Genomic DNA, 24,955 nt, shown 5'->3' on the forward strand with positions numbered 1-24,955 from the left:
AGGGAGTTCCCCATGAGCACACCCCGCACGGTCCTCGTCGTCGGCGGCGGCGCGGCCGGCAACGCCGCCGCGGTCCTGCTGCGCCGCGCCGGGGTCGCGGTCGACCTGATCGAGGCCAAGGCCGACTGGAACGCCACCGCCGGCTCCGGCATCACCCTCCAGGGCAACGCCCTGCGCGTCCTGCGCGAACTCGGCGTGTGGGAGCGGGTGGCGGCGGCCGGGTTCGGCTTCGGTGCCGTCGGCATCACCGCCCCGGACGGCACCGTCCTGCACGTCGCGGAGGACCTGCGCACCGGCGGCGACGACCTGCCCGCCACCGTCGGCCTGGAGCGCCCCCAGTTGCAGCGCATCCTGATCGAGGCGGTGCGGGCGAGTGGTGCCGCCGTCCGCCTCGGTGTCCGCGCCACGGCCCTTGAGCAGGACGGCGACGGCGTCACCGTGACGTTCAGCGACGGCGGCACCGGCCGCTACGACCTGGTGATCGCCGCCGACGGGCTCGGCTCCGCCACCCGCGCGGCCGTCGGCATCACGGAGAAGCCCGAGCCGACCGGCATGGCCATCTGGCGCGTGGCGGCGCCCCGCCCGGCCGGTGTGACCCGCACCGACCTGGCCTACGGCGGCCCCGCCTACATCGCCGGGTACTGCCCCACCGGCGAGGACACCCTGTACGCCTACGTCGTCGAGGCCAACCGGGACCGCGCCGCCATCCCGCCGGAGTCGTACGCCGATGAGATGTGTTCGCTGGCCCGGCAGTACGGCGGCCACTGGCCGGAGATCACCGCGAACATCACCGACCCGGCGCAGGTCAACTACACCTGGTTCGACCGGATGCTGGTCGAGGGTTCCTGGCACCGCGGCCGGGTGGTCCTCGTCGGCGACGCCGCCCACTGCTGCCCGCCGACCCTCGCCCAGGGCGCCGCCCTCTCCCTGGAGGACGCCTGGGTGCTCACCCAGATGCTGACCGCCTCCGACCGCTGGGACGACGCGCTGTTCCAGGCGTACTACGAGCGGCGCGTCGCCCGCGTACGCCCCGTCGTCGAAGCGTCCGTCCAGATCGGGCAGTGGCAGCTCGACGGGGTCCGCGACGCCGATGTCCCGGCCCTGATGGGCCGCACGATGACCATGCTCAGGGAGCTGCCGTGACCGCCACCCCCACCGTCGACGTGCACGCGCACATCCTGCTGCCCGAGGTCGAGGCCCTGGTGGAGGGGGAGCCCGGCCTGGCCGGGGCGCGCGCCCTGGACGCCCGGCGCAACGGCCCCGCCGCCCTCGCCGTCAACGGTCCGATGGTGCGCGAGCGCGTACCGAGGATGACGGACGTGGCCGTGCGGCTCGCCGCGATGGACGGCCAGGGCGTCGACGTCCAGCTGGTCAGCCCCTCCCCCTCGCACTACCATTACTGGGCCGGTCCTGAGACGGCCGAGAAGGTGTACCGGCTCGCCAACGAGGCGACGGCGGCGCACTGCGCGGCCGCCCCCGACCGGCTGCGCGGCCTGGGGCTCGTCCCGCTCCAGCACCCCGACCAGTGCGTACCGGCCCTCGAACACGCCCTGGCCTGCGACCTGTTGGGGGTGGAGATCTCCAGTCACGCGCCGGGCCGTGAACTGTCGGACCCCGCGTACGAACCGTTCTGGGCCAGGGCCGAGGAGACGGGTGCGATCGTCTTCCTCCACCCCTTCGGCTGCACGCTCGACGAGCGCCTCGACCAGTGGTACCTGTCCAACACCGTCGGCCAGCCCACCGAGAACGCCGTGGCGCTGTCGCATCTCATCTTCTCCGGGGTGCTGGACCGCCATCCCGCCCTGAAGGTCGTCGCCGCGCACGGCGGCGGCTATCTGCCCACCCACATCGGCCGCGCCGACCACGCCTGGACGGCGCGCTCCGACGCCGGCGCGGGCTGCGCCCACCTGCCCAGCAGCTATCTGCGGCGCCTCTACTTCGACTCTCTGGTTCACGACCCGTACGTACTGCGGGAGTTGGTGCGGGTCGCCGGTGCGGACCGGGTGCTGCTCGGCTCCGACTTCCCGTTCGACATGGGCACCGAGGACCCCGTCGGCGCCCTGCGTGCCGCACGCCTGTCCGACGCCGATCTTCACGCGGTCCGCGGGGGCAACGCGGCCGCTCTACTCTCGGAAGGACCCACCTCATGAGCAACCGTCTGCTCACCCATCTGCGCCACGTCGACCTGGCCGTGCCCGACTACGACAAGCAGCTCGACTTCTACTCCGGCGTCTGGGGCCTGACCAAGGTCGCCGAGGACTCCGGGATCTCCTTCCTCGCCGCCGAGGGCTCGCCCGAGCAGTACGTCGTACGGCTGCGCAAGGCCGAGGAGAAGCGGCTCGACCTCGTCTCGTACGGGGCCGCGAACCCGGCCGACGTGGATACCCTCGCCGAGCGACTCCTGGCCGGGGGCGTGCAGTTGGTGACGCGGCCCGGACAGGTCGACACCCCCGGGGGCGGCTACGGCTTCCGCTTCTTCGACGTCGACGGACGCACCATCGAGGTCTCCGCGGACGTCGAGGTCCGCCGGCACCGCAAGATCGAGGAGAAGGAGGCGATCCCGGTCAAGCTGTCGCACGTCGTCCTCAACTCCCCCGATCTGAACCGCACGCGGGAGTGGTACGAGCGGCACCTCGGGTTCGCGCTGTCCGACACGCTCAGCTCGCCGCACATGGGCGAGGTCATGCACTTCATGCGGATCAGCAACCAGCATCACTCCATGGCGATCGCGCAGGGCCCGCACACCGCCCTGCACCACGTCTCCTTCGAGATGCGCGGCCTCGACGAGTACATGCGCGGCTCCGGCCGGGTGATGCGGGCCGGGTTCCAGAAGATCTGGGGCCCCGGGCGGCACATGGCGGGCGACAACACGTTCACGTACTTCCTCGACCCGCACGGCAACACCGTCGAGTACACGACGGAGTTGGAGCTGCTGGACGAGGACACCTGGCACCCGCACGTCTACGACTTCTCGCAGCCCGAGGTCACCGACCAGTGGGGCACGGCGAACGCGATGAACGAGCTGATCGCCAAGGAGTCCTTCAACGACCCCGACCGCGGCGTGTTCATCGCCCCGCCGGTCTGATCCCACCCCGAGTTCCGGGGGCGCGGCGGCCCTGTCATGCCCTGACTCCCCCTCCGCGCCCCCGGTGCCGTCGCGCCAGGAGCCCTCATGCGATTCGCCAGCTACGAACATCTCCACCGCACCCGCGTCGCCGTCGTCGAGGAGGACGGCACCCTCTACCCGGTGCCCGGCGCCGCCTCGCTCACCGAGCTGGTCGGGGCCGGCGGCGGCCTGCCCGCCCTCCTCGCCGCCGGCGCCGCCGCGCTCGACGTGCCGCCAGGACCGCACGTCTCCGAGGTACGGCTGCTGGCCCCGCTCCAGCCGTCCTCCGTACGGGACTTCGTCACCTTCGAGGAGCACGTCGAGGGTGTCCGCCGCTCCGTGGACGGGGTGAGCGGGGTACCCGAGCAGTGGTACGCGGCCCCCACCTTCTACTTCACCAACCCGCACGCGGTCTTCGGCCCGTACGAGGACGTACCCGTGCCGCCCGGCTCCACCGCCCTGGACTACGAGCTCGAAGTGGCCGCCGTCATCGGGCGCGAGGGCCGCGACCTCACGCCCGGGCAGGCCCGCGACCACATCATCGGCTACACCGTCTTCAACGACTGGTCGGCCCGCGACCTCCAGTCCGCCGAGATGAAGGTGGGCCTCGGCCCGTGCAAGGGCAAGGACACCGCGACGACGCTCGGCCCGTACCTGGTCACCGCCGACGAGCTGGAGCCGTACCGGGACGCCGACGGCTTCCTGCGCCTCGCCCTCACCGCCGAGGTCAACGGGCAGGTCATCGGCGAGGATCTGCTCTCCAACATGAGCTGGACCTTCGAGGAGATGGTGGCCTACGCCTCCCGCGGCACCCGCGTCGTCCCCGGTGACGTCCTCGGCTCGGGCACCTGCGGCAACGGCGGCTGCCTCGCCGAACTGTGGGGCCTGCGCGGCGAGCAGAGCCCCCCGCCGCTGAAGCCCGGCGACACCGTCACCCTCACCGTCGAGGGCATCGGCGCCGTTTCCAGCACCGTCGTCGAGGGCGCGGCCCCGCTCCCGCTGCCTGCGGGGCGCCGCCGCGGCCGGGAGCGGCCGTGAGCGACCCGCACCCGAAGAGGCTGCTCGGCAAGGTCGTGGTCGTCACCGGCGCGGCCCGCGGACAGGGCGCGGCCGAGGCGGCGGCGCTCACCCGGGAGGGCGCCCGCGTCATCGCCACCGACGTCACGGAGGCGGACGGCGTCCGGCACCTCGACGTCACCGACGAGAGCCAGTGGGCCCACCTCGCCGCCGAGCTGCGGGAGTCGTACGGGCGGGTCCAAGGCCTGGTCAACAACGCGGGCATCACCTGGCGGGCCCGCCTCGGTGACGTACGCGCCGACGACTTCGCCCGCGTCCACGCCGTGAACGTCACCGGCCCGCTCCTCGGCATCCAGCACCTGAGCCCGCTGATGCCGTCCGGCGCCTCGATCGTCAACGTCGGTTCCTCCGCCGCGCTCACCGCCCATTACGCGGTCGCGTACACGGCCGCCAAATGGGCGCTGCGCGGCCTGTCGAAGACCGCCGCGCTCGAACTCGGGCCGCGCGGCATCCGCGTCAACACCGTCCACCCGGGCTTCATCGAGACGGAGATGACCGCGTCGGCCGACCCGGCGTTCCGTGCGAGCAACCTCCGCGAGACGCCGCTCGGCCGCACCGGCACGGTCGACGAGATCACCCCGCTCGTCACCTTCCTGCTCTCCGACGACGCCTCGTTCATCACCGGGGCCGAGATCCCCGTGGACGGCGGCTACACCGCGCACGGCGGAGCGAAGTCGATCTCCGACGCCCTGCGGGACGCATGACGCGGGACGTGTGACGCGTCCGGAGCACCACCCCTCACCTCCCTGCCGAAAGGAACCCGTACCACCGTGGACAAAGTGATCGGCAGCGCCGCGGAAGCGGTCGCCGACATCCCCGACGGCGCCTCCCTCGCCGTCGGCGGCTTCGGCCTCTCCGGCATCCCCGACATCCTCATCAAGGCCCTGCACGCCCAGGGCGCCACCGGTCTGGAGGTCGTCTCCAACAACTGCGGCGTCGACGACCACGGCCTCGGCGTGCTCCTCTCCGCGGGGCGCATCGCCCGGGTCACGGGGTCCTACGTGGGCGAGAACAAGGAGTTCGCCCGCCAGTACCTCGCCGGGGAGCTGGAGGTCGAACTCACCCCGCAGGGCACCCTCGCCGAACGCCTGCGCGCGGGTGGCGCGGGCATCCCCGCGTTCTACACCCCGGCCGGCGTCGGCACCCAGGTCGCCGACGGTGGACTGCCCTGGCGCTACGCCCCGGACGGCACCGTCGCCGTGGCCTCCCCGGCCAAGGAGATCCGCGACTTCGACGGTCGCCCCCACGTCCTGGAGCACGGCATCCGCACCGACTTCGCCCTGGTGCGCGCCTGGCGCGGCGACCGCCACGGCAACCTCGTGCTGCGCCGCGCCGCCGCCAACTTCAACCCCCTGGCCGCGATGGCGGGCCGCGTGACGATCGCGGAGGTCGAGGAGCTCGTCGAGCCGGGCGAGCTCTCCCCCGACGCCGTCCATGTCCCCGGCGTCTTCGTCCAACGGCTGGTGCGCCTCACCCCAGGACAGGCCGCCGCCAAGCGGATCGAGCGCCTCACGCTCGCCACGCCCCCGACCGGAGAGACGGTACGTTCCTGATGCCCTGGACCCGCGACCAGATGGCCGCCCGCGCCGCCGCCGAACTCACCGACGGCTCCTACGTCAACCTCGGCATCGGCCTGCCCACCCTCGTCCCCGGCCACCTCCCGCCGGGCGTGCACGTCGTCCTCCACTCCGAGAACGGCATCCTCGGCACCGGCCCGTACCCGACCGAGCAGGAGGTCGACCCGGATCTGATCAACGCGGGCAAGGAGACGGTGACGGTGCGGCCGGGCGCCGCCTTCTTCGACTCCGCGCTCTCCTTCGGCATGATCCGCGGCGGCCACATCGACACCGCCGTCCTCGGTGCCATGCAGGTCTCCGCCCGCGGCGACCTCGCCAACTGGATGATCCCCGGCAAGATGGTCAAGGGCATGGGCGGCGCCATGGATCTCGTGCACGGGGCGCGCCGCGTCATCGTCCTGATGGAGCACACCGCCAAGGACGGCACCCCGAAGATCCTCAAGGAGTGCGCCCTGCCGCTCACGGGCGAGCGCTGCGTCGACCGGATCATCACCGACCTCGGCGTCCTGGACGTCACAGGCGACGGCCTCGCCCTGGTCGAGACGGCGCCCGGGGTCACCGTGGAGGACATCGCGGCCCGCACCGACGCGCCGCTGCGCCGGCTCGGCGCCCCGACCGGCCGCCCCTAGGTTCTGCCCGCCCCTTCCCGTCCGCCCTGCGGGGTTCAGAAGGCGTACCGGATGCGCAGCCATGGCGTGTGCTCCGCGAGGAGGTGGCGGAGCCGGGCCAGGGAGCGCTGTTTGACCTCGATGGCGTAGCGGACGTTGAGGGCGCCGTTCTGGGAGCGCTTCGTCTCCTGGAGGTCGGGCTGCCACAGCACCTCCTCGGCGCGGGGGTGCCAGCCCAGGTTGACCTCGTGGAGCGGTTCGTTGTGGGTGAGCATGATGATCTCGGCCGCCGCCTGTTCCTTGACCCGGGCGGGCAGGACGTCGTCGAGGTGGCGGAGGAGGTCGGTCCAGTCCTGCTCCCATCCCGGGTGCAGGACGACGGGCGAGAGGTTGAAGTGGACCTCGTAGCCGGCGTCGAGGAAGTCGGCGGCGGCGGCGATCCGTTCGAGGACGGGGCTGGTGCGGATGTCGAGGAGGCGGGCGTCGTCGGCGGGCATGACGGAGAACCGCACCCGGGTCCGGCCCCGCGGGTCGAGAGCGAGCAGGTCGGGGTTGACGAACTTGGTCGCGAAGGACGCCTTGGCCGTCGGCAGGGTGCGGAACGCGGCGACGAGATCCGCGGTGTTGTCGCTGACGAGGGCGTCGACGGAGCAGTCGCCGTTCTCGCCGATGTCGTAGACCCAGGCCCGTGGGTCGCACTGGTTGGGTTCCGTCTTGGGGCCCTGGGCGCGCACGTGGCGCCGGATGTGCGCGACGATCGCCTCGATGTTGGTGAACAGCGTGATGGGGTTGGCGAAGCCCTTGCGGCGCGGGACGTAGCAGTAGGCGCAGGACATCGCGCAGCCGTTGGAGGGGCCGGGGGCGATCCAGTCGGCCGACCTTCCGTTGACGCGGGTGGTGAGCTTGTGTTTGACGCCGAGGACCAGGGTCTCGGTCTTGATGCGGACCCATCGGTCGATGTTGCCCTCGTTGCCGTGGAGGGCGGGGATGCGCCAGTGGTTGTCGACCTCGACCACGCGGACGTCGTCCCGCAGCCGGGCCATGATCTGCCGGCCGCGCGGGGACGCGAGCGCGGCGGGCTCCGCGTACACCTCGCGTACGTCGAGCATCCGGCGGGCCTCCGGGCTGTCCCGGAACGCGCCGTGCGGGGCGGGCGCCGGGGCGAGTTCCTGCCACCCGAACAGGGCTTCCTGCTCGGGTCCTTGCGGGGGCGAGTCCGCCGGCTGTTCCACGTGCTGTGCCTTCCGCGCCGAAGGGGCCGACCTTTCCTCGCTGATCAAAGCGCACGGGCGGGTGCGCCGGACCCACCACACGCCGGGGGCCCCGCCTTCTTCGGGAACACCTGTGCGATCATGCTGCGGCGGCGGCCGGCCTAGAAGTTCGGCCGGTGGGCGGCGGTGTTCGGAGCGGCGGGGAGTACAGCGTGAATTCGGGTGGGGACCACGACGGCTCGTCCGTGCCGGACGAGGAGTGGGAGCGCTTCCTCAGGGAGTCCATGGAGGGGGTGCGCGACGCCCCGAAGGAGCCGTCGGCGCGCGCCCGCATGGTGACCCGGCGGCTCAGGGAGGAGACCGGCCCGCCGCAGGGATGGCGGACGCCCCCGCCGCCCCGGCCCCGCAAGCGGCTCCGGTACGTGATCGGGGTGCTGGCCGCTCTGGCCCTGCTGTTCGTGGCGATCGACCCGGGCCGGGTGACCGGCTGGTTCGGCGCCGACGGCGGGGACGCGGTGCCGTCGGCCGTGGGGGCACGGGAGGCCACTGCGGACGAGCCGTTCAGGGGCACGCCCGCCGCGCGCTGGGCGGACGGGGCGGCCGGGATCGCCGTGCCCGCGGCGCGGGCCACCGGCTGGATGGACAAGGCACAGGTCGCCCGGGCGCTGGCGAGGACGCGGGACTTCCTCGTGGCGTCGAGCCTCGATCCGCAGGTGCTGCGGGGCGCGCGGCCGCAGGAGGCCATCGCGTACATCAACCCGCACCAGCCGCAGGAGCGCGAGCGCCTGGACACCTCCCTGTCCGCGCCGAGCGAGAAGTACAACCCGCTGGTGCTCTTCAGCCGCTTCGACACGACGAAGGTGCGGCTGGTCGGAGACGTCGTCAAGACCAGGGGCCGGCTGTCGTACCGCGAGGGCGACGGCGGCGCGCTGGAGGTCACCGCCGATGTGACGTACGTGTACCCGGTGGCACGCGCGGCGTCCGGCGGCGACGACGTGGCGCGCACCATCGTGCGCCGCGAGACGGTGGTGAACTGGGACGACCCGGCGAAGGTGATCACCGCGGCGGGCACGTTCTCCGTCGTGCGCAACAGCCTGGACACCACCAACGCCGGCTGCGGCGACACCTACACCGGCTTCTTCATGCCCACGTTCGACGCCGGGCAGCGGACGGACGGCCCGGCGGTCGACCCGTACGACCGGGACACCCCGATGGAGGAACGGATGCGCGAGAGCGAGGGCCAGGAGTGCGGGACCGCCACCCGGTCGTGAGGCCGGGCCCCGCGCCTCACCCGGCGCGCAGCGCGTCGACCGCGAGCCGGGCGGCCGTGCCGATGACCGCGTCGGCGGCGGGCAGGGTGGCCGCTGTCTGCGCGGTGCGGGTGAATACGGCGACGGCGTAGCGGCCGCCGTCCGGGTACTCGACGACACCGGCCTCCGCGCGCAGCGTCGGCAGCGACCCGGTCTTGCCCGCGACGTGCACGTCGTCAAAGGGGAAGCCGGACGCCAGCCGGTGCGGCCAGACCTGAAGGCCCATCAGGCGTCGTACCGCGGCGCTGTGTTCGGGCGTGCATGCCTCGTCGCGCCAGATGGCGGCGAGCAGCCGGGTCAGGTCGCGCGCGGTGCTTCGGTTGGAGCGCGCCGGGTCGAGGGCGCGCAACCGCCCGATGACGTGCGGGTCGGCCAGCGCCCGGGCGCCGGCCGGGCCCGCGTCCTCCTTGATGGAGGCCATCGAGGCGCCGAAGGTGTGCACGGCGTACGTCGCGTCGAGGCCGAGCCGGGCCGTGGTGCGGTTGACCGCGTCGAGTCCGACCCGGGCCAGGAGCAGGTCGGCCGCCGCGTTGTCGCTGACCGTCATCATCAGGTACGCGAGGTCGCGCAGGGAGAGCCGGGCCGCGTCCAGCATCGCGGCGAGCCCGGTCGGCCCTGGCGTGCGGCCCGCCGGCGGGCAGTCGATCTGCTCGGTGAGGTCGAGGTGCCCGGCCGCCGCCCGCTCGTGCAGGGTGACCAGCAGGGGGAGCTTGTGCACGCTCGCCGTGCACACCGGTTCGTCGGCGTCGATGTCGAGCCGGGCGCCGGAGTCGATGTCGAGGGCGGCCATGCGGCCGGTGACCCCGGCGTCGGCGAAGGCCGCGCGGACGCGGTCGGGGGTGTCGGTACGGATCGTCACAGCCAGTACTCCGCTGCCGGGCGCAGGTGCATCGGGCGCGTGGGGGTGTCGGGTCGGGCGCCGGCGGTGGTGCGCAGCGCGTGCGTGGCCGCGTCGGCGAAGGCGCGGACGGCGGCGTCGCCGTGCCCGCGCGGCCAGGCGACGGAGTGCCGCCAGGCCAGCGGGGCGCCGGCCAGCGGCCGCCACACGAGGGCGGGGTCGTCCTCGGCGGGCCCCGCGTCGCGCGGGCCGAGGGCGACGGCGCCGGCCGAGAGCACGAGTCCGCGGACGAAGCTGGCGCCCTGGCCGTGCCGGACGGCGGTCGGGGTGTAGCCGCCGCGTGCGCAGCCGGTCAGCAGGTCGTCGTAGAGCGCGGGGGCGCCTGAGCGGGGGAAGAGGATCAGATCGGATCCGGTGAGCGCGGCGAGCGGGACCTCGGGGTGCGCGGCGGCCGGGGCGGCGCGCGGCAGCAGCACGCCGAGCTCACGGCGGAGCACGGAGCCGAGTTCGAGGCCGGTCACGTCGCAGGGGTGGTGGATGAGTCCGACGTCGAGTTCGTGGGCGGCGAACCGGCCGAGCTGCTCGGTGGTGGACAGCTCGTGAAGCTCCAATTCGACGCCTGCGTTGCGCTCCTGAAAGCCCGTCAGGATCGCGGCCACGGTGCCGCCCGTGATGTCGGGCGGCAGGGCGGCGCGCAGCAGCCCGCTCTCGCCGTCCCGGATGCGCCGGGCGGTGGCCCGCAGCGCCTCGGAGCGGGCGAGCAGCTCGCGCGCCTCCGGCAGCAGCAGCATTCCGGCCTTGGTGATCGCCACCTGCCTGCTGGTGCGGTCGAAGAGGCGCACCTGCAACTCGCGCTCGAGGCGCTGGACGCGCTGCGACAGCGGCGGCTGGGCCATTCCGAGGCGGGCGGCGGCCCGGCCGAAGTGTGACTCTTCTGCAACAGCCACGAAGCACTCCAAGTGCCGGATCAGGTCCACGATCAGCAACTATATCCAATCTTGATCGATCACCAATCGATATGAGACTTGGACAAAGGCGCGGCCGGATTGTTCTGCTCGCGGCATGACGCACCCCTCCTCCACTCCGCTCAAGGCCGCCGTCGCGGCGACCGTGGTCCTCGCCGTCGTCGCGGGCGGCGCGTACGCCGTCGGGCTCGGCCCCTTCGACCGGGGTGACGACGCGCCCGATCCGGCGGCGACCGCGCAGGCCCGGGCGTTCCTCGCGGACTGGGCGGCCGGCCGGCTCGACGGCGCCGCCGCCCGCACCACGAACCCCGCCACGGCGCAGGAGGTGCTGCGCAACTTCACCGCCGGACTCGACATCAGCGGACCGCGCCTCTCGGCGGCACGGGCGGCGCCGGCCGACGACGGTTCGGTCCGCGTGCCGTTCACCGCCAAGATGCCCGTCACGGGTCTCGGCACCTGGACGTACACCTCTCAACTCCCGGTGCGGAAACGGAAGAACGGCAGCTGGAAGGTCGACTGGAAGCTGTCCCTCGTCCATCCGCATCTGAGCGAGAGCGCCAAGTTCCGGCTCGAACGCGAGGACACGGCCGCCCCGGAGGTCACCGACCGCGGCGGCGCCTCGCTGACCGGCGACTCCTACCCGTCGCTCCAGGCGGTGCTCGGGCAGTTCGCCGGGGGCGGTGGCGGGCCGCGCGGGGCGATCCGGCTCGTCGACCGGGTCACCGGTGACGTGGAGGGGACGGAGACGACCTTCGGCAAGAAGGAGGCCGGGGCGGACGGGCCCGTCGCCACCACCCTCGACGCCTCCTGGCAGTCCGCGGCGGAGGAGGCGATGGCTCGGGCCGACGGCAAGAACGCCTCACTCGTCGCGCTGCGCGTCGACAACGGCGAGGTGCTCGCCATGGCCAACTCCCCCGCCACCGGCTTCAACCGCGCGGTCTCCGGGACCTACGCGCCCGGCTCCACCTGGAAGCTCGTCACGAGCAGCGCACTGCTCCTGAAGGGCGCCGTCGCGCCGGACGACGTCGTGGACTGTCCGAAGTACCTCACGGTGGGCAAGGAGTTCCACAACGTGGAGACGTCCGAGTTCCGCGGCGCGACCTTCCTCAAGGACTTCACCGAGTCCTGCAACACGGCCTTCATCAGCCTGCGCGGGAAGCTCGGCGGCTCCGAACTCGGGGACGTGGCGCGGAAGTACTTCGGTGTCGGCCAGGAGTGGCATGTCGGGATCCCGTCCTACGACGGGTCCGTGCCGGTGCCGAAGGACGAGACCGAGAAGGCGGCGTCGATGATCGGGCAGGGCCGCATCCAGGCCAACCCGCTGATCATGGCGTCGGTCACGGCGACAGCGGCGTCCGGCACCTTCCACCAGCCGGTCATCGTGCGCGGCGGCGAGGACACGACGAGGACCACCCCGCTGCCCGCCTCCGTCGTCACGCGACTGCGCACGATGATGCGGGCCACCGTCACCGAGGGGACCGCGCACGTCCTGGCCGACCTGCCCGGCGACATAGGCGCCAAGACCGGCACCGCGGAGGTTTCCGAAGGCGACCCGAACAACGGCTGGCTCGTCGCGCGGCGCGGCAACGTCGCCGTCGCCTGCGTCGTGGAGCAGGGCGTCACCGGCGGCGGTTCGGCGGGCCCGATCCTGCACAGCCTGCTGTCGGCCGTGCCCGGCGATCCCTCGTGAGGGCGGCCCGGGCGCTCAAGGACGGGCTCTCAGGCCCAGACCGCCCGGGCCAGGGCCGCTCCGGTGAACGCCGCGCCGAGGCCCGCGGCGACGCTGCCCGCCACGTTGGCCACCGCGTGGAAGCGGGACCCCGTCCCGGCCAGGCGCAGGGTCTCGTACGAGAACGTGGAGTACGTCGTCAGGGCGCCGCACAGGCCCGTGCCGATCAGGAGCTGGAGCCGGGAGGAGGCGGCGCCCGCGGCGACGGCGCCCGTGATCAGGCCGAGGACGAGGGAGCCCGCGACGTTCACCGCGAACGTGCCCCAGGGGAAGACCGTGTCGTGCCGGGACTGGACGAACCGGTCGGTGGCGTAGCGCAGGGGGGCGCCGACCATGGCGCCCGCGATGACCAGGAGCCAGTTCACCGGGTCCTCCGTTCGACGGCGTGACGTTCGGCGACGCGGCGTTCGGCCCCGTGACGTTCGGCCCCGTGGCGTTCGGCGATGCGCCGTTCGACGACGCGGCGGGTGAGACGGGTGCCGGCCCAGACCGCCGCGAGGGCGACGCACACGGTCAGCGCCAGGTATCCGAGCGCGGTGCGCGCCTCGCCGAGGTCGGTCAGCCGCCGGATGTCCACCGCGTACGTGGAGAAGGTGGTGAAGCCGCCGAGGACGCCGGTGCCGAAGAACGGCCGGACGAGGCGGGGTGCGTCCCACACGTCGCTGATCAGGACCATGAAGACGCCGATGACGGCGCAGCCGGCCGCGTTCACCCACAGGGTCGTCCAGGGGAAGGCGCCGGCCGCCGTCGGCCAGAGCAGCGACGCGCCGTAGCGGGCGCAGGCGCCGAGTGCGCCGCCGAGCGCGACGACCGCGAGCACGGGCCCCTGGCCGCGCCACAGCTCCGGGCGCGGCGCGGGCGGGGCGGCGACGGGAGCGGGCCGCCCGGTGTCGGGGTCGGCGGGTTCGTCTCGCATGGGCGCGCGGGCCCCTTTCACGGGTGCGTCTCGTTCTCGGCGGGGCCTGCCACCCGCGCGGGCAGCCTACCCGCGCCCCTCCCGCCCCACCTGCGGGGCGGCGGGGGCGCGGGCCCGCGCCGCCGGACGCCTACTGCCAGACTCTGATGTAGTCGACGTACATCGTGGAGTGCCAGTCGAACGTCTCGTCGTGGACCGAGCCGTCCGCCCAGTTGTCGAGCACCTCGTGCGAGAGGATGGGGAACTCCTTGACCTGGCTGATGAGTTGGGGGTCCGTGACGGTGCGGACCACGGTGCCGTCGTACAGGAACTGCAGCTGGGTGGGGGTCCAGCTGAGGCCGAACGTGTGGTACCAGGTGCTGTGCAGACCGGGGGCGGCCGCGACGGTGCCGGACGACTTGTGGTCGGCGCCATAGCCGTCGTAGTGCAGCGTCACGGAGTACTTGTCGTCCTGGTAGTTGGTCTCGGTGACGTCCATCTCGGCGCCGTCGCGCGCGGTGCCGTCGACGGCGCCGCCGGGGGTGAGGCCCGCGTCGGCCTGGAGCCACAGCGCGGCGAGATGGCCGTTGGTGGCGGCCGGGGTGTGGACCCTGGCCTCGATCGTGCCGTACGTGTAGTCGAACTTGCCCTGGCTGTCGACGCGGCCTCCAGAGTACTGCCCCTCGGCGAGCCGGCCGACATCGATGGCGAGGGCGCCGTCGCCATCGGTGCGCACATCGGCGGGCTTGTACCACCAGCGGTCGGTGCCCGCGGCGCCGGTCCGCTCCTGGTCACGTGCGGTCCAGCGGGCCGTGTCGAGGGTCGCGCCGTCGAACTCGTCGCTGAACACCAGGGTCCGGGCCGCGGCGGCGGACGCCGTGCCGGTGCTCAGCGGCCTGGCACCCGCGGGGGTCGCGGGGTCGACGAGCGCGCCGGCCCCCGCGGCATCCTGCCGCGTGGGCTCCGCGGCCTGTGCGGGCAGCGCGCCGAGCAGGGCGCCGGCGGCCAGCAGGGCGATCGCCGTCATGGTGGTTCGGTCTCGCATAACCTCACCCTTCGGTGCTGCGTCTCCTCGAATAGAAAACGCTTTCACGGCGGGTCATGGTGCAGCCGGGACGGCAGCGCGTCAAGGGGCCGCGTACGTGCGGATGTTGTGGGTGTGGTGCGGCGGTAACCGATTCCACCGCCCGGTAATCGGCGGGCAGGGAGGGGCATGGGGACAGGGACGCCCGTGCGCGGCACTCCGTCGCGGTACCGAGGGGTGCTCAGAGACCCGTGCCGAGGCCGCTGCTCACCACGTAACTGCACTGCGTATAGGAGTATCCGGGCTGGATGCTGCTGCCTGCCGCGCGGCTGCGGGCGGTGGCCCGGGTGCCGCCCGGCTTGTGCAGGAAGTGGTACGTCCCCGCGGGCAGCCGGAGCGTCCTCTTCGGGTACGGCGTGCCGGTCGCCTTGCACGCCCCGCTGCTGCCCGCGGCCTCGCTGCGGTACGCCGAGCACGAGCCGCACCCGCCGATGGTGACGCGGCCGGTGACGGGTCCGGTGTAGAGGATCTCGACGGGCTCGGGCCCGTCGTTGCTGATCACCATCTGCATACGGGCGCCGCCGGGCGCGTGGGCGGGCGGCAACCTGTCACCCGCGGAGGGGCGCTGCTCGGCTATCTCGGCGGCGATGGCGACCTGCCGGGCCCGGATGCCTCGCTTGTCGCCCTGGTACGTGCCCGCGAAGTCGGCCAGCGTCTTGCGGGCCGCCGCGAATGTGCCGTCCTTGAACTGGTCCATCCCGCAGGCGTACTCCCCGTTGCGCACGGCCCGGTCGACGTCGCCGCCCAGCTGGGCGGGGACCGGTGCGGGCAGGGCCTTCGCGGTGTCGCCGACGTGGCGCAACTCGTCGGTGGCGCGGCACGGTTCGGCGCCGGCCAGCTCGCCCGCGCGCTTGTCGACGGCGGCGCGCAGGGCCGGGGTCACCTCGGCCGCCTGCGCCGACTTCGGGAACGTCCGCAGGAGCCGGCCGAGTGCGCCTCCGCGCCCGTCGCTCTCCGCGGTGCCGAGCCTGCCGGTGCCGCACTTCAGGAGGGACACGGCGAGGGGTTTGTCGGGCCATGTCGCGAGGGTCCCCAAAACCTCGCGGTCGATGGAGTTCGGTACGGTCCGCAGGTGTTCGAGCGGGGCGAGGGCCGCGCAGTAATCAGCCTGCGCGTACGGTGCGGCGACCGTCCTGTAGTAGGTGTCGAGGCTGCCGCGTACGCGGTGCGCGGCGCGGGAGCCGGGGTGGTCATCGGTGAGGGCGCGGTAGCGGGCCAGGGCGGTGCGGTAGTCGGGGCGCGCCCGGGCGAAGTCCTTGGTCGCGGCCTCCTTGACGAGGGCGTCGGTGGCGGCGAGCCGGTCGAGCAGCATCTCCTCGACGGCGTCGTCCCGCAGTCCTGTGTACGCGACCGCTCCCCCGGTGGGCACCGCGAGCAGGGCGACGGCGAGAGCGGCGGCCACAAGAGGCTTGGCCGGCAGAGTGGTTGACCGGGAGCGCAGGCCGCGGCGCGCGCCGTCCGCCGCCGCGATCAGCAGCAGGGCGAGGTATCCGGCGAGGAGCCGCCCGGGTACGCCGTCCGGGTCGGCGGGGAGGGCGACGACGAGCAGCGCGGCCGTCGCCCCGAGGCAGAGCGCGGCGCGCAGCCATCGGCGCAGGACCGCGTAGCCGAGCCCGAGCCCGGAGAGGTTCAGCAGCCCGACGGTCAGGGCCCGCACCGGGTCGGCGGGTCCCGACTCCGGCTCGGGCGGCCAGGTGAGCGTCGTGGGCGGCGTCGGCGGCACCCCGGGCAGGGGCGGCAGTGGCGCCCCGGGTGCGGGCCCGGCCGGTGTTCCGGGCCCGGCCCCGACGGGCGTCCCGTACGGCGCAGTCACGTCGGGCGGCGGCGTGGGCGGTGCCCCGGGCGGCGGCGGCACCGGCGCCCCGGCCCCGGGCGGCGTAGGCGGTGTGCCCGGCAGCGGTGGCATCGCGGGCGGTGGTCCGAACTCGCCGCCCCCGGAGGACCCGGCGCTCTCGGCGTCGTGCGCCCGCGCCTTCCGGCCCGGATCTCCGTCCCGCCCGGCCCCGCCATCGGACGCGTCCCCCGGCCACCCCATCGCGGTCCCCCAACCGTCAGGCGTCACGTGCCGGTTTCCACGATCCGGGGTGGCGCCCGGCCTGTCAATCAGGCCTGGGGCGCCAACTCCCTTTACAGCCCGAACACTTGACGACCCCACGGCACCCCTTTTAACTCAACTCTTGAATTAAGCACGCCTCGACGCACCACCAACACCCGCACCCGGACCCTCCGGAGGGAACCTTGCGTCACCGCACCCATTCGTCCGCGCCGGGCCGCAGAAGACGGGCCGCCCTGCTCGCCGTCGCCGCCCTCGCCGCCGGACTGCTGCCCCTCACCACCGCCGCGACGGCCTCGGCCGACGACCCGGCGCCCGTACCCGTCGACCGCTTCGAGGGCGAGGTGCCGTTCGCCACGCAACCCGCCGAGGGCCTCTTCACCTGGGGCGGCGACGCGGACGACCATCCGAAGCTGGAGCTGAAGGAACGCGCGGACGCGCCCGAGGGCACCAAGGTGCTCGAAGGGTCGTACGACATCAGCGGCTACGGCGGCTTCTCGCACGACTACGCCGCCGATCAGCCGGGCCACGACTGGTCGGCGTCGAAGGGCATCCGCTTCTGGTGGTACGGCCGCAACACGGCGCCGCTGCCGCCCGGTTCGGGCCGGAGGATCAGCTTCGAGATCAAGGACGGCGGCGCGCACGGCGAGGCGTCCGAGCTGTGGACCACGTCGTTCACGGACGACTGGCAGGGCTGGCACCAGGTCGAGATCCCGTTCACGCAGTTCGAGTACCGCACGGACTACCAGCCCGTCGGCGGCATCGACCAGGTCCTCGGGCTCGACCGGATGTGGGGGTACGCCCTCACTCTGCCGACCGGCGGGCCGGGCCGGTTCGCCCTGGACGACGTGGAGTTGTACGGCAAGGCGGACCAGGCGCTGAAGGCGCGGGTGTCGACGGACGCCGGCGTGTACCCGGTGAAGGAGGGCGGCACGGCCAAGGTCAAACTCTCCGTCACGACCACCGGGAACGTCCCGATCGAGGACGATGTCACCGTCGCCTACGCGAGCGACGGCGGCACCGCCGAACCCGGCAAGGACTACACCCCGGTCAGCGGCGAGGTCACCTTCCCCGCGGGTACCGCGTCCGGCGCCACGAAGACCGTCACGGTCACCGCCGCCAAGGACCGCGTCAAGGCCGAGACCGCCGAGACGATCCCGCTGCGGCTGACCGTCACCGGTGCCAGGCCGCCCGCCGAGAACCCGCAGGTCGTCATCGACGCCCACGGCCTGCCCTACCTCGACGCGAAGCTCCCGGTGCGCAAGCGGGTCGCCGACCTCGTCTCCCGGCTGTCGCTGGACGAGAAGGTCGGCCAGATGACGCAGGCCGAGCGCAACGCCCTCAAGTCCCCCTCGGACATCGCCGGTCACGGCCTGGGCTCACTGCTCTCGGGCGGCGGCTCGGTACCGACACCGAACACGCCCGAAGCCTGGGCCAAGATGATCGACGGCTATCAACTGCGGGCGCAGGCCACGCGGTTCCAGATCCCGCTGATCTACGGCGTGGACGCGGTGCACGGCCACAACAACGTCGTGGGCGCCACGGTCATGCCGCACAACATCGGCCTCGGCGCCACCCGCGACCCGAAGCTGGCCGAGAGGACCGGGGCGGTGACCGCCTCCGAGGTGCGCGCGACCGGCATCCCGTGGGACTTCGCGCCCTGCCTGTGCGTGACGCGCGACGAGCGCTGGGGCCGCTCCTACGAGTCGTTCGGCGAGGACCCGGCGCTCGTGAAGTCCATGGAGACCGTGATCCAGGGCTTCCAGGGCCGCGCGGACGGCAAGGACCTCGACCGGAACGACAAGGTGCTGGCCACCGCCAAGCACTTCGTCGGCGACGGCGGCACCGAGTTCGGCTCGTCGACCACCGGCTCGTACACCATCGACCAGGGCGTCACGAAGGTGACGCGGCAGGAGCTGGAGGCGGTGCACCTCGCGCCGTTCGGTGAGGCCGTGAAGCGGGGCGTCGGCACGGTCATGCCGTCGTACTCGTCGCTCGACATCATCGGCGACGACCAGGGCCCGGTGAAGATGCACGCCGACGCGGCGATGATCAACGGGGAGCTGAAGGGCAAGCTCGGCTTCGACGGCTTCGTCATCAGCGACTACGCGGGCATCGACCAGATCCCGGGCGACTACGCCTCCGACGTCCGTACGTCGATCAACGCGGGCCTCGACATGATCATGGTGCCGACGGCCTACGCGGACTTCGAGGCTACACTGCTCGGCGAGGTGCGGGCCGGCCGGGTGAGCGAGGCGCGCGTGGACGACGCCGTGGCGCGCATCCTGACCCAGAAATTCAAGCTGGGCCTCTTCGAGAAGCCGTACGCCGACACCTCGCACCTCGACGAGATCGGCGGCGCCGCGCACCGTACCGTCGCCCGGCAGGCCGCCGCCGAGTCGCAGGTGCTGCTCAAGAACTCCGGGAACGTCCTGCCCCTGAAGACGTCCCAGAAGGTCTACGTGGCCGGGTCGAACGCCGATGACCTCGGCAACCAGACCGGCGGCTGGACCATCACCTGGCAGGGGCAGTCCGGCGCGCACACGGACGGCACCACGATCCTCCAGGCGATGAAGAAGGCCGCGCCGGGCACCGCGATCGACTACTCCGAGGACGCCTCGGCGCCGACGGCCGGGTACGACGTCGGGGTGGTCGTCGTGGGCGAGACGCCGTACGCGGAGGGCGTGGGCGATGTCGGCAACGGCCACGATCTGGAGCTGTCCCCCGCCGACCAGGCGGCCGTCGACAAGGTCTGCGGTGCCATGAGGTGCGTGGTGCTGACGGTCTCCGGCCGTCCGCAGCTGATCGGCGACCGGCTCGGGGACATCGACGGACTCGTCGCGTCCTGGCTGCCGGGCACCGAGGGCGACGGCGTCGCCGACGTGCTCTACGGCAAGCGGCCGTTCACCGGACAGCTGCCCGTCACCTGGCCGAAGTCGCAGGCCCAGCTGCCGATCAACGTGGGCGACTCCTCGTACGATCCGCAGTTCCCGTACGGATACGGGCTCACGACCGTGGCCAAGACGCCGGGCGGCGGCGAGCTCACCCTCAGGGCGCTGGCTCTGGCGGCCCGGCACACGCATGACGCGAACGCCGGGCGCGCGCTCGTCGGCAAGGCACGGCTGATCGTCCAGCAGAAGGCGGGCGACAAGGTCACGGCCGCCTGGGCCAAGCCGTTCGCCGAGGCCGATCACCTGTCCCTGACCGGCGACTACGCGGCAGCCCTCGGCAAGCTGCTCACCGCCTACCGGGAGGCCTGACAGGTAGCACACCACTGCAAAACAGCAGGTGAAAGCAGTATACATACGGTGTATACACCGCATGTATAGTGCGGGCATGTCTGCCGCACCTGAGAAGATGATGAAAAGACGAAGAGGGTTCCGCGCGGCCGCCGCACTGGCGGTCGCCGGAGCCCTCTCCCTCGGTCTGAGTGGCTGTACGAGCTACGACACGACCAGCCCGAGCGCCGCCCGCAAGACCCCGGCCCCGGCCGACGACGCGAAGGCGGGCGGCGCCCGCTCGGACGACCGGCTGGGCACGGCCGACTGCCGCAGGGTCAAGTGCGTCGCCCTGACCTTCGACGCGGGCCCGAGCGAGAACAGCCCCCGGCTCCTGGACATCCTCAGGGACAAGAAGGTCCCCGCGACGTTCTTCCTGCTCGGCAAGGACCACATCGCCGACCACCCGGACCTGGTCCGGCGCATGGCCAGGGAAGGGCACGAGCTCGCCAGCCACACCTGGGACCACAAGATCCTCACGGACATCGACGACGCACAGATCCGTGCGGAGCTCCGGCGCACCGACGACGCCGTGGAGAGACTGACCGGCAAGCGCCCCACGCTGATGCGGCCGCCGCAGGGCCGCACCGACGACCACGTCAGCGAGCTCGCCAAGGAGGAGGGCCTGGCCCAGATCCTGTGGGACGTGACCACCAAGGACTACACGACCACGGACTCCGCCCTGATCCGCGAGCGTGCCATCGAGCAGACCAGGCGCGACAGCATCATCCTGCTGCACGACATCTACCGGGGCACGGTCCCGGCCGTGCCCGGCATCATCGACGCGCTCAAGCAGAAGGGTTATGTCTTCGTGACGGTGCCGCAACTGCTGGCGCCGGGCACGGCGGAGCCGGGGAAGATCTACAAGCCGTAGTCCCTGACTCGGGAGACCGGCGACACACCCCGCCGGCCGGGGTGCGGCCCGCCCGGCGGCGGCCTACTCTCGCGGCGTGGCCCTCGTACGTATCGTCCGTGACACCCCGCTGCCCGCCCCCGAGGCGTGGCGGCGCCTGACCGACTGGGAGCGGCACGGCGAGGTCGTGCCCCTCACCCACGTCACCGTGGTCACGCCGCCGCCGACGGCCGCGGGCACCACGTTCGTGGCGCGCACCGCGATCGGCGGCCGGTTCGGCTTCGACGATCCGATGGAGGTCGTCGCGTGGCAGCCGCCGCGCCGCTGCCGTCTCGTCAAACGCGGCCGGCTCGTGACCGGCTGGGCCGAGTTCGACGTGCGGGCGCTCGGCGGCGGCGGGGCGCGCGTGGAGTGGCGTGAGGAGCTGCGGGTGCGCGCGGTGCCCGCCTTCGCCGATCCGGTGCTCGCGGTGGCAGGGCGATGGATGTTCGGTCGTGCGCTGAAAGGGCTGCTGCGGGACGGGAGTTGAGTGGTCGGGCAACTCGTCGGCGAGGCGGATGAGTTGTATCTTGTCCCACTTGGTCACACTCCTCCGTACGGAAGTGAGATCCTCATGGCCATTGCCGTCTACGGCGCCACGGGACACACCGGGCGCCTCGTCACCGCCGAACTCCTCGCCCGCGGCCAGGACGTCATCCTCGCCGGCCGCAGCGAGCGGGGCCTGCGCGCCCTGGCCGCCGAACTCGCCGCACCCGACCGCGTCAGCGTCCACGTGGCGCCCCTCGACGACAGCGCCGCCCTGCGCCGGCTGACCGAACGGGCCGACGGGGTGAACCACTGCGCGGGCCCCTTCACCACGACGGGCGCCCCGGTGGCCGACGCCGCGGCCGAGGCCGGGATCCCGTACGTGGACCACGCCATCGAACCCCATCCGGTCAAGCACCTCTTCGACGCGTACCAGGGCGTCGCCGAGCGCACCGGGGCCGTACTGATCCCGCAGATGAGCTTCTACGGCGGCCTCGGTGACCTGCTCGCCTCGGCCGCCGCCGCGGCGCTGCCGTCCGCGGACGGCATCGAGAAGGTCACCGTCGGGTACGCCGTCTCCGGCTGGCGGATGACACGGGGCGCGGTGGCCACCGCGAACCTCCTCATCGGCGAGATCGACCGTATCTCCTACGCGGACGGGGTCCAGCGCATCGGCCCGGTGGAGGTCCGCAACTCCGTCTTCCCGTTCCCGCCGCCGGTCGGGCCGCGCACCACGATCGTGCCGTTCCCCTCGGGCGAGGTCGTCACCGTGCCCCGGCACGTCCCGGCCCGGGCGGTCGAGGTGCAGCTCACCGCCTCGACGTTCGAGGAGGAGCAGATCTTCAGCAGCCTCGACGCGAGCCCCGAGGAGCGGGCCCGCACCGAGTTCACGGTGGCCGTGCAGGTCGTGCGGGCGGGTGGCGGCGGTGTCAACGCCCATCTGCGCGGCCGGGACATCTGGCGGGCCGGAGCGCTGGCCTCCGTGGAGGCGGTGCTCCGGCTCACCGGTGGTGAGGGGCCGCGCAAGGCCGGGGTGTTCAGCCCGGCCGAGGCGTTCGAGGCGGCCCCGTTCCTGCGGTCGCTGGCCGACCAGGACGCGTTCGAGACACTGACGCTCCCGGAAGGCTGAACTCCTTTAGAGCCTGGGCGGGTCGGCGAGCCGCGCCAGTTCGAGCGCCTGCTGCGGGAACCAGTCCCCCGCCTTCGGGTCGAGCCCGCCGCGCTCGGGGTCCTCGGGTCCCTCGGTGCCGCGCAGGCACAGCCCGTCCGACTCCCCCGGCGTCTTGATCCACAGGCGGGCGTCCTGGAGCGGGTCGCCGGTGCGCAGGGTCGGGCGGGCGCCCAGGCCGCGGTCGGGCGGGTTGCACCAGTCCTGCGGGTCGGTGTACTTGCCGGCGGGCGGGGTCCACGGGCCCCGCCCGTTGCGGCTGGAGTCGGTGACGAAGTGCGTCATCCGGGACGCGGGCACGTGGACGTGCGCGTCGATCCAGGTCTGCGTCTCGGCCCGCGGCGAGGACTGGTGGGGGCAGTCGGCCACGTCCCCGCCGCCGTCGACGTAGGCGATGCACGAGGAAATGAGCTTGCCGTACCAGGAGTTGGCGTCGTCGCTCTGGTAGTTCGAGGCGTTGGTGTAGAAACCGGAGGCCCGCTCGACGCCACCCTTGATGAGGCGCGGCACGATGGAGCTGACGGCGTGCCAGCCCGGGTGCCCGGTGTCGAGGTAGACCCGGGTGCCGCGCAGCGGCTCCAGGGTGTCGACCGCGTAGTTCACCTCGGTGTACCGGGCGGCGGTCTTGGTGCCCTCGGCGTCGTCCTGCCCGCAGTCGGCGGGGAGCAGGGCGAGCGCGTCGGGTTCCAGGATCACCAGGGCGTCCCGGGTGCCGATGCCGCGGGCCGCGGCGTCGATCCATGCCTGGTACTCGGCGGTGGTCGCGGCGCCGCCCGCCGAGTAGTTGGAGCAGTCGCGGCCGGGGATGTTGTAGAGCGCGAACACCGGGACGGCGCCGGCCCGGCTCGCGTCCTTGACGACGTCGCGGGTGAGCTGCTCGACCTGGGCGGGGCTCTGGTCGCCGAACCAGACGGCCTGCGGGGTGGCGACCATGGCGGCGACGCGGGCCGCGTCCCGGTACTGCCCGGACCGGGCCAGGCCGAGGATCTGCCGGAGGGCGTCGGGGTTGGGGTCGGGGGTGTAGAGGCGCGGGGCGTGGGCGGCGTCCTGGGCGGGCGCGTCCGCGGCGGCGCCGGGACCGCCGATGACCAGCGCGGACACGGCAAGGGAGAGGGCGGCTAGGACGGTCGGGCCACGCCGGGTCCGGCGTATGCGGGCATCACGTACTCGGGCACGTCTGCGGGGACCTCGCACGGGTTCACTCCTGGGTCACAAGGGACACGGGGACCTGCGGTGGTTGGGAGCGCTCCCAAACGAGGGTCGGGGACGGGACGGGTGGCGTCAAGTGCGGTGCACGAGGCGGTGGTTGTCCCATGCCTTCCCGGCATCGCACACAGGTCACGGAGACGACCTCCGGGCGACCCGGCGGGTGGGTGGCGGGCGGGGCACGGGGCGGCGGCCCACGGCGCCCCGCGACACCTTTCCCGGGCAGCGAGCGGTACGGCGCCCTCGTCCCACCTCCACGGAAGGGGCGTTCAGCGGCTCGGCTCAAGCGACCGAATCGATCCGCCGCGTGGCCCCCGCCTCATGATGGATCGGCGTACCCGCCCCCGTCAGCGACACCCCGCTGCCGCCCCGCCGGTGCGCCACGATCTCCGACGCGATGGAGAGCGCTACCTCCTCCGGAGTCCGGGCGCCCAGGTCGAGGCCGATGGGTGAGTGGAGGCGGGCCAGTTCCAGTTCGGTGACGCCGACTTCGCGCAGGCGCTCGTTGCGGTCGAGGTGCGTGCGGCGGGAGCCCATGGCGCCCACGTAGGCGACGGGGAGGCGCAGGGCGAGCTGGAGCAGGGGGACGTCGAACTTGGCGTCGTGGGTGAGTACGCACAGGACGGTGCGGCGGTCGACGCCGGTCCGCTCCAGGTACCGGTGCGGCCACTCGACGACGATCTCGTCGGCCTCCGGGAAGCGGGCGGCCGTCGCGAAGACGGGCCGGGCGTCGCAGACGGTGACGTGGTAGCCGAGGAACTTGCCCATCCGTACGAGCGCCGACGCGAAGTCGATCGCACCGAAGACGATCATCCGGGGGGCGGGGACGGAGGACTCGACCAGAAGCGTGAGCGGTGCTCCACAACGTGAGCCCTGTTCACCGATCTCCAGGGTGGCGGTGCGGCCCGCGTCGAGATGGGCCAGCGCCTCGGCGGCGACGGTGCGGTCGAGTTCGGGGTGGGCGCCGAAACCGCCCTCGGCCGAGCCGTCGGGCCGCACCAGCAGGGCGCGGCCCATGAGTGCCGCCGGCCCCGACACGATCCGCGCCAGCGCCGCCGCCTCCCCCGTGGCGGCGGCGGCCAGCGCGGTCGCGAGCACGCCGCGTACGGCCTCGTCCGAGGCGCGTACCGGCGTGACGAGGATGTCGATGACGCCACCGCAGGTGAGACCCACGGCGAAGGCGTCGTCGTCGCTGTACCCGAAGCGTTCGAGGACCGGCTCGCCGTCCTCCAGCGCCTCGCGGCACAGCTCGTAGACGGCGCCCTCCACGCAGCCGCCGGAGACCGAGCCGATCGCGGTGCCCTCGCTGTCCACGGCGAGCGCCGCGCCCGGCTGCCGGGGCGCGCTGCCGCCGACGGCCACCACGGTGGCCACGGCGAAGTCGCGTCCCTGCCCGACCCACCGGTCGAGCTCTTCGGCGATGTCCAGCATGGATCGGTCTCCTTCGAGGGGGACGGGGAGGGGAGCGCGGC

22 protein-coding genes are annotated in these 24,955 nt (G+C 73.1%); 13 read left to right on the top strand and 9 right to left on the bottom strand.

All coding sequences use genetic code 11. The annotated features are described in order from the left end of the window. Nucleotides 1–12: 12 nt before the first annotated feature. The 7 genes from ACZ45E_RS04290 to ACZ45E_RS04320 all read left to right on the top strand — a co-directional run bounded on the left by ACZ45E_RS04290 (nt 13) and on the right by ACZ45E_RS04320 (nt 6,389). On the top strand, nt 13–1,143 hold the full coding sequence (locus tag ACZ45E_RS04290) for an FAD-dependent oxidoreductase (RefSeq protein WP_468216337.1): 1,131 nt from the start codon (nt 13–15) through the stop codon (nt 1,141–1,143). Continuing rightward, the gene (locus tag ACZ45E_RS04295; protein ID WP_468216339.1) at nt 1,140–2,150 is read left to right on the top strand and encodes an amidohydrolase family protein; all 1,011 of its coding nucleotides are present in this window, start codon (nt 1,140–1,142) and stop codon (nt 2,148–2,150) included. Before ACZ45E_RS04290 ends, ACZ45E_RS04295 begins: the two co-directional genes overlap by 4 nt. After that, nucleotides 2,147–3,085 (top strand): VOC family protein, encoded by a 939-nt coding sequence (locus tag ACZ45E_RS04300; protein WP_468216340.1) that lies wholly within the window; start codon nt 2,147–2,149, stop codon nt 3,083–3,085. Before ACZ45E_RS04295 ends, ACZ45E_RS04300 begins: the two co-directional genes overlap by 4 nt. 87 nt (nt 3,086–3,172) lie before the next feature. Beyond that, nucleotides 3,173–4,144 (top strand): fumarylacetoacetate hydrolase family protein, encoded by a 972-nt coding sequence (locus ACZ45E_RS04305; protein WP_468216342.1) that lies wholly within the window; start codon nt 3,173–3,175, stop codon nt 4,142–4,144. Continuing rightward, the gene (locus ACZ45E_RS04310) at nt 4,141–4,887 is read left to right on the top strand and encodes an SDR family NAD(P)-dependent oxidoreductase (RefSeq protein ID WP_468216344.1); all 747 of its coding nucleotides are present in this window, start codon (nt 4,141–4,143) and stop codon (nt 4,885–4,887) included. Before ACZ45E_RS04305 ends, ACZ45E_RS04310 begins: the two co-directional genes overlap by 4 nt. 66 nt (nt 4,888–4,953) lie before the next feature. After that, nucleotides 4,954–5,736, top strand: a complete 783-nt coding sequence (locus ACZ45E_RS04315; protein WP_468216345.1) for a CoA transferase subunit A — start codon at nt 4,954–4,956, stop codon at nt 5,734–5,736. Next, nucleotides 5,736–6,389, top strand: a complete 654-nt coding sequence (locus ACZ45E_RS04320; RefSeq protein ID WP_468216347.1) for a CoA transferase subunit B — start codon at nt 5,736–5,738, stop codon at nt 6,387–6,389. Before ACZ45E_RS04315 ends, ACZ45E_RS04320 begins: the two co-directional genes overlap by 1 nt. Nucleotides 6,390–6,424: 35 nt before the next feature. Here the strand turns inward: ACZ45E_RS04320 and ACZ45E_RS04325 are convergent, their stop codons facing one another. Next, nucleotides 6,425–7,600, bottom strand: coding sequence for a spore photoproduct lyase family protein (locus tag ACZ45E_RS04325; protein WP_468216349.1), 1,176 nt, complete (start codon nt 7,598–7,600; stop codon nt 6,425–6,427). Nucleotides 7,601–7,863: 263 nt separating this feature from the next. Here ACZ45E_RS04325 and ACZ45E_RS04330 point away from each other — a divergent pair, with 263 nt between their 5' ends. After that, nucleotides 7,864–8,850 (top strand): hypothetical protein, encoded by a 987-nt coding sequence (locus ACZ45E_RS04330; protein ID WP_468217117.1) that lies wholly within the window; start codon nt 7,864–7,866, stop codon nt 8,848–8,850. A gap of 16 nt (nt 8,851–8,866) precedes the next feature. Here ACZ45E_RS04330 and ACZ45E_RS04335 read toward each other — a convergent pair whose 3' ends face one another. Both ACZ45E_RS04335 and ACZ45E_RS04340 read right to left on the bottom strand, forming a co-directional pair. Continuing rightward, nucleotides 8,867–9,679 (bottom strand): serine hydrolase, encoded by an 813-nt coding sequence (locus tag ACZ45E_RS04335; RefSeq protein ID WP_468217119.1) that lies wholly within the window; start codon nt 9,677–9,679, stop codon nt 8,867–8,869. Between the two features lie 65 nt (nt 9,680–9,744). Continuing rightward, complete coding sequence (locus ACZ45E_RS04340; RefSeq protein WP_468216352.1) at nt 9,745–10,674, bottom strand: LysR family transcriptional regulator; 930 nt, start codon at nt 10,672–10,674, stop codon at nt 9,745–9,747. Nucleotides 10,675–10,789: 115 nt separating this feature from the next. On the opposite strand from ACZ45E_RS04340, the gene ACZ45E_RS04345 reads away from it, so the two are divergent. Next, nucleotides 10,790–12,382 carry a penicillin-binding transpeptidase domain-containing protein gene (locus tag ACZ45E_RS04345; protein ID WP_468216354.1) on the top strand — a complete coding sequence of 531 codons (1,593 nt, stop codon included), beginning with the start codon at nt 10,790–10,792 and terminating at the stop codon, nt 12,380–12,382. A 29-nt stretch (nt 12,383–12,411) separates the two neighbouring features. Here ACZ45E_RS04345 and crcB (ACZ45E_RS04350) read toward each other — a convergent pair whose 3' ends face one another. The 4 genes from crcB (ACZ45E_RS04350) to ACZ45E_RS04365 form a co-directional block, all read right to left on the bottom strand. Beyond that, nucleotides 12,412–12,786: a fluoride efflux transporter CrcB gene (gene crcB, locus ACZ45E_RS04350; protein WP_468216357.1), complete on the bottom strand. Its 375-nt coding sequence runs from the start codon at nt 12,784–12,786 to the stop codon at nt 12,412–12,414. Beyond that, on the bottom strand, nt 12,783–13,337 hold the full coding sequence (gene crcB / locus ACZ45E_RS04355; RefSeq protein ID WP_468216359.1) for a fluoride efflux transporter CrcB: 555 nt from the start codon (nt 13,335–13,337) through the stop codon (nt 12,783–12,785). The genes crcB (ACZ45E_RS04350) and crcB (ACZ45E_RS04355) overlap by 4 nt, the downstream gene beginning before the upstream one ends. Nucleotides 13,338–13,467: 130 nt before the next feature. Beyond that, a complete protein-coding gene (locus tag ACZ45E_RS04360; RefSeq protein ID WP_468216361.1) occupies nt 13,468–14,361 on the bottom strand; it encodes a glycoside hydrolase family 16 protein in 894 nt (297 codons plus the stop codon). 220 nt (nt 14,362–14,581) lie between these two features. Next, nucleotides 14,582–16,462 (bottom strand): hypothetical protein, encoded by a 1,881-nt coding sequence (locus ACZ45E_RS04365; protein ID WP_468216363.1) that lies wholly within the window; start codon nt 16,460–16,462, stop codon nt 14,582–14,584. 176 nt (nt 16,463–16,638) lie between these two features. On the opposite strand from ACZ45E_RS04365, the gene ACZ45E_RS04370 reads away from it, so the two are divergent. From ACZ45E_RS04370 to ACZ45E_RS04385, 4 genes are all read left to right on the top strand, one after another. Continuing rightward, nucleotides 16,639–19,713, top strand: a complete 3,075-nt coding sequence (locus ACZ45E_RS04370) for a glycoside hydrolase family 3 protein (RefSeq protein ID WP_468216365.1) — start codon at nt 16,639–16,641, stop codon at nt 19,711–19,713. Nucleotides 19,714–19,810: 97 nt separating this feature from the next. Continuing rightward, a complete protein-coding gene (locus ACZ45E_RS04375; RefSeq protein ID WP_468217121.1) occupies nt 19,811–20,605 on the top strand; it encodes a polysaccharide deacetylase family protein in 795 nt (264 codons plus the stop codon). Between the two features lie 76 nt (nt 20,606–20,681). Next, nucleotides 20,682–21,113 carry an SRPBCC family protein gene (locus tag ACZ45E_RS04380; RefSeq protein ID WP_468216368.1) on the top strand — a complete coding sequence of 144 codons (432 nt, stop codon included), beginning with the start codon at nt 20,682–20,684 and terminating at the stop codon, nt 21,111–21,113. An 84-nt stretch (nt 21,114–21,197) separates the two neighbouring features. After that, nucleotides 21,198–22,238, top strand: coding sequence for a saccharopine dehydrogenase NADP-binding domain-containing protein (locus ACZ45E_RS04385; RefSeq protein ID WP_468216369.1), 1,041 nt, complete (start codon nt 21,198–21,200; stop codon nt 22,236–22,238). A gap of 6 nt (nt 22,239–22,244) precedes the next feature. Here ACZ45E_RS04385 and ACZ45E_RS04390 read toward each other — a convergent pair whose 3' ends face one another. Both ACZ45E_RS04390 and ACZ45E_RS04395 read right to left on the bottom strand, forming a co-directional pair. Continuing rightward, nucleotides 22,245–23,378 carry a glycoside hydrolase family 6 protein gene (locus ACZ45E_RS04390; RefSeq protein WP_468216372.1) on the bottom strand — a complete coding sequence of 378 codons (1,134 nt, stop codon included), beginning with the start codon at nt 23,376–23,378 and terminating at the stop codon, nt 22,245–22,247. 387 nt (nt 23,379–23,765) lie between these two features. Continuing rightward, entirely contained in the window at nt 23,766–24,914 is a 1,149-nt protein-coding gene (locus tag ACZ45E_RS04395; RefSeq protein WP_468216375.1) for an XdhC family protein, read from the bottom strand. Nucleotides 24,915–24,955 lie beyond the last annotated feature (41 nt).

The organism is Streptomyces sp. NPDC030991 (genome assembly GCF_055571235.1).

Coding starts and splice junctions, on each gene's coding strand:
- ACZ45E_RS04290 (WP_468216337.1), top strand. CDS start 13: ATGAGCACACCCCGCACGGTCCTCGTCGTCGGCGGCGGCGCGGCCGGC.
- ACZ45E_RS04300 (WP_468216340.1), top strand. CDS start 2,147: ATGAGCAACCGTCTGCTCACCCATCTGCGCCACGTCGACCTGGCCGTG.
- ACZ45E_RS04305 (WP_468216342.1), top strand. CDS start 3,173: ATGCGATTCGCCAGCTACGAACATCTCCACCGCACCCGCGTCGCCGTC.
- ACZ45E_RS04320 (WP_468216347.1), top strand. CDS start 5,736: ATGCCCTGGACCCGCGACCAGATGGCCGCCCGCGCCGCCGCCGAACTC.
- ACZ45E_RS04330 (WP_468217117.1), top strand. CDS start 7,864: ATGGAGGGGGTGCGCGACGCCCCGAAGGAGCCGTCGGCGCGCGCCCGC.
- ACZ45E_RS04335 (WP_468217119.1), bottom strand. CDS start 9,679: ATGGCCGCCCTCGACATCGACTCCGGCGCCCGGCTCGACATCGACGCC.
- ACZ45E_RS04345 (WP_468216354.1), top strand. CDS start 10,790: ATGACGCACCCCTCCTCCACTCCGCTCAAGGCCGCCGTCGCGGCGACC.
- crcB (WP_468216359.1), bottom strand. CDS start 13,337: ATGCGAGACGAACCCGCCGACCCCGACACCGGGCGGCCCGCTCCCGTC.
- ACZ45E_RS04360 (WP_468216361.1), bottom strand. CDS start 14,361: ATGCGAGACCGAACCACCATGACGGCGATCGCCCTGCTGGCCGCCGGC.
- ACZ45E_RS04375 (WP_468217121.1), top strand. CDS start 19,811: ATGATGAAAAGACGAAGAGGGTTCCGCGCGGCCGCCGCACTGGCGGTC.
- ACZ45E_RS04385 (WP_468216369.1), top strand. CDS start 21,198: ATGGCCATTGCCGTCTACGGCGCCACGGGACACACCGGGCGCCTCGTC.
- ACZ45E_RS04395 (WP_468216375.1), bottom strand. CDS start 24,914: ATGCTGGACATCGCCGAAGAGCTCGACCGGTGGGTCGGGCAGGGACGC.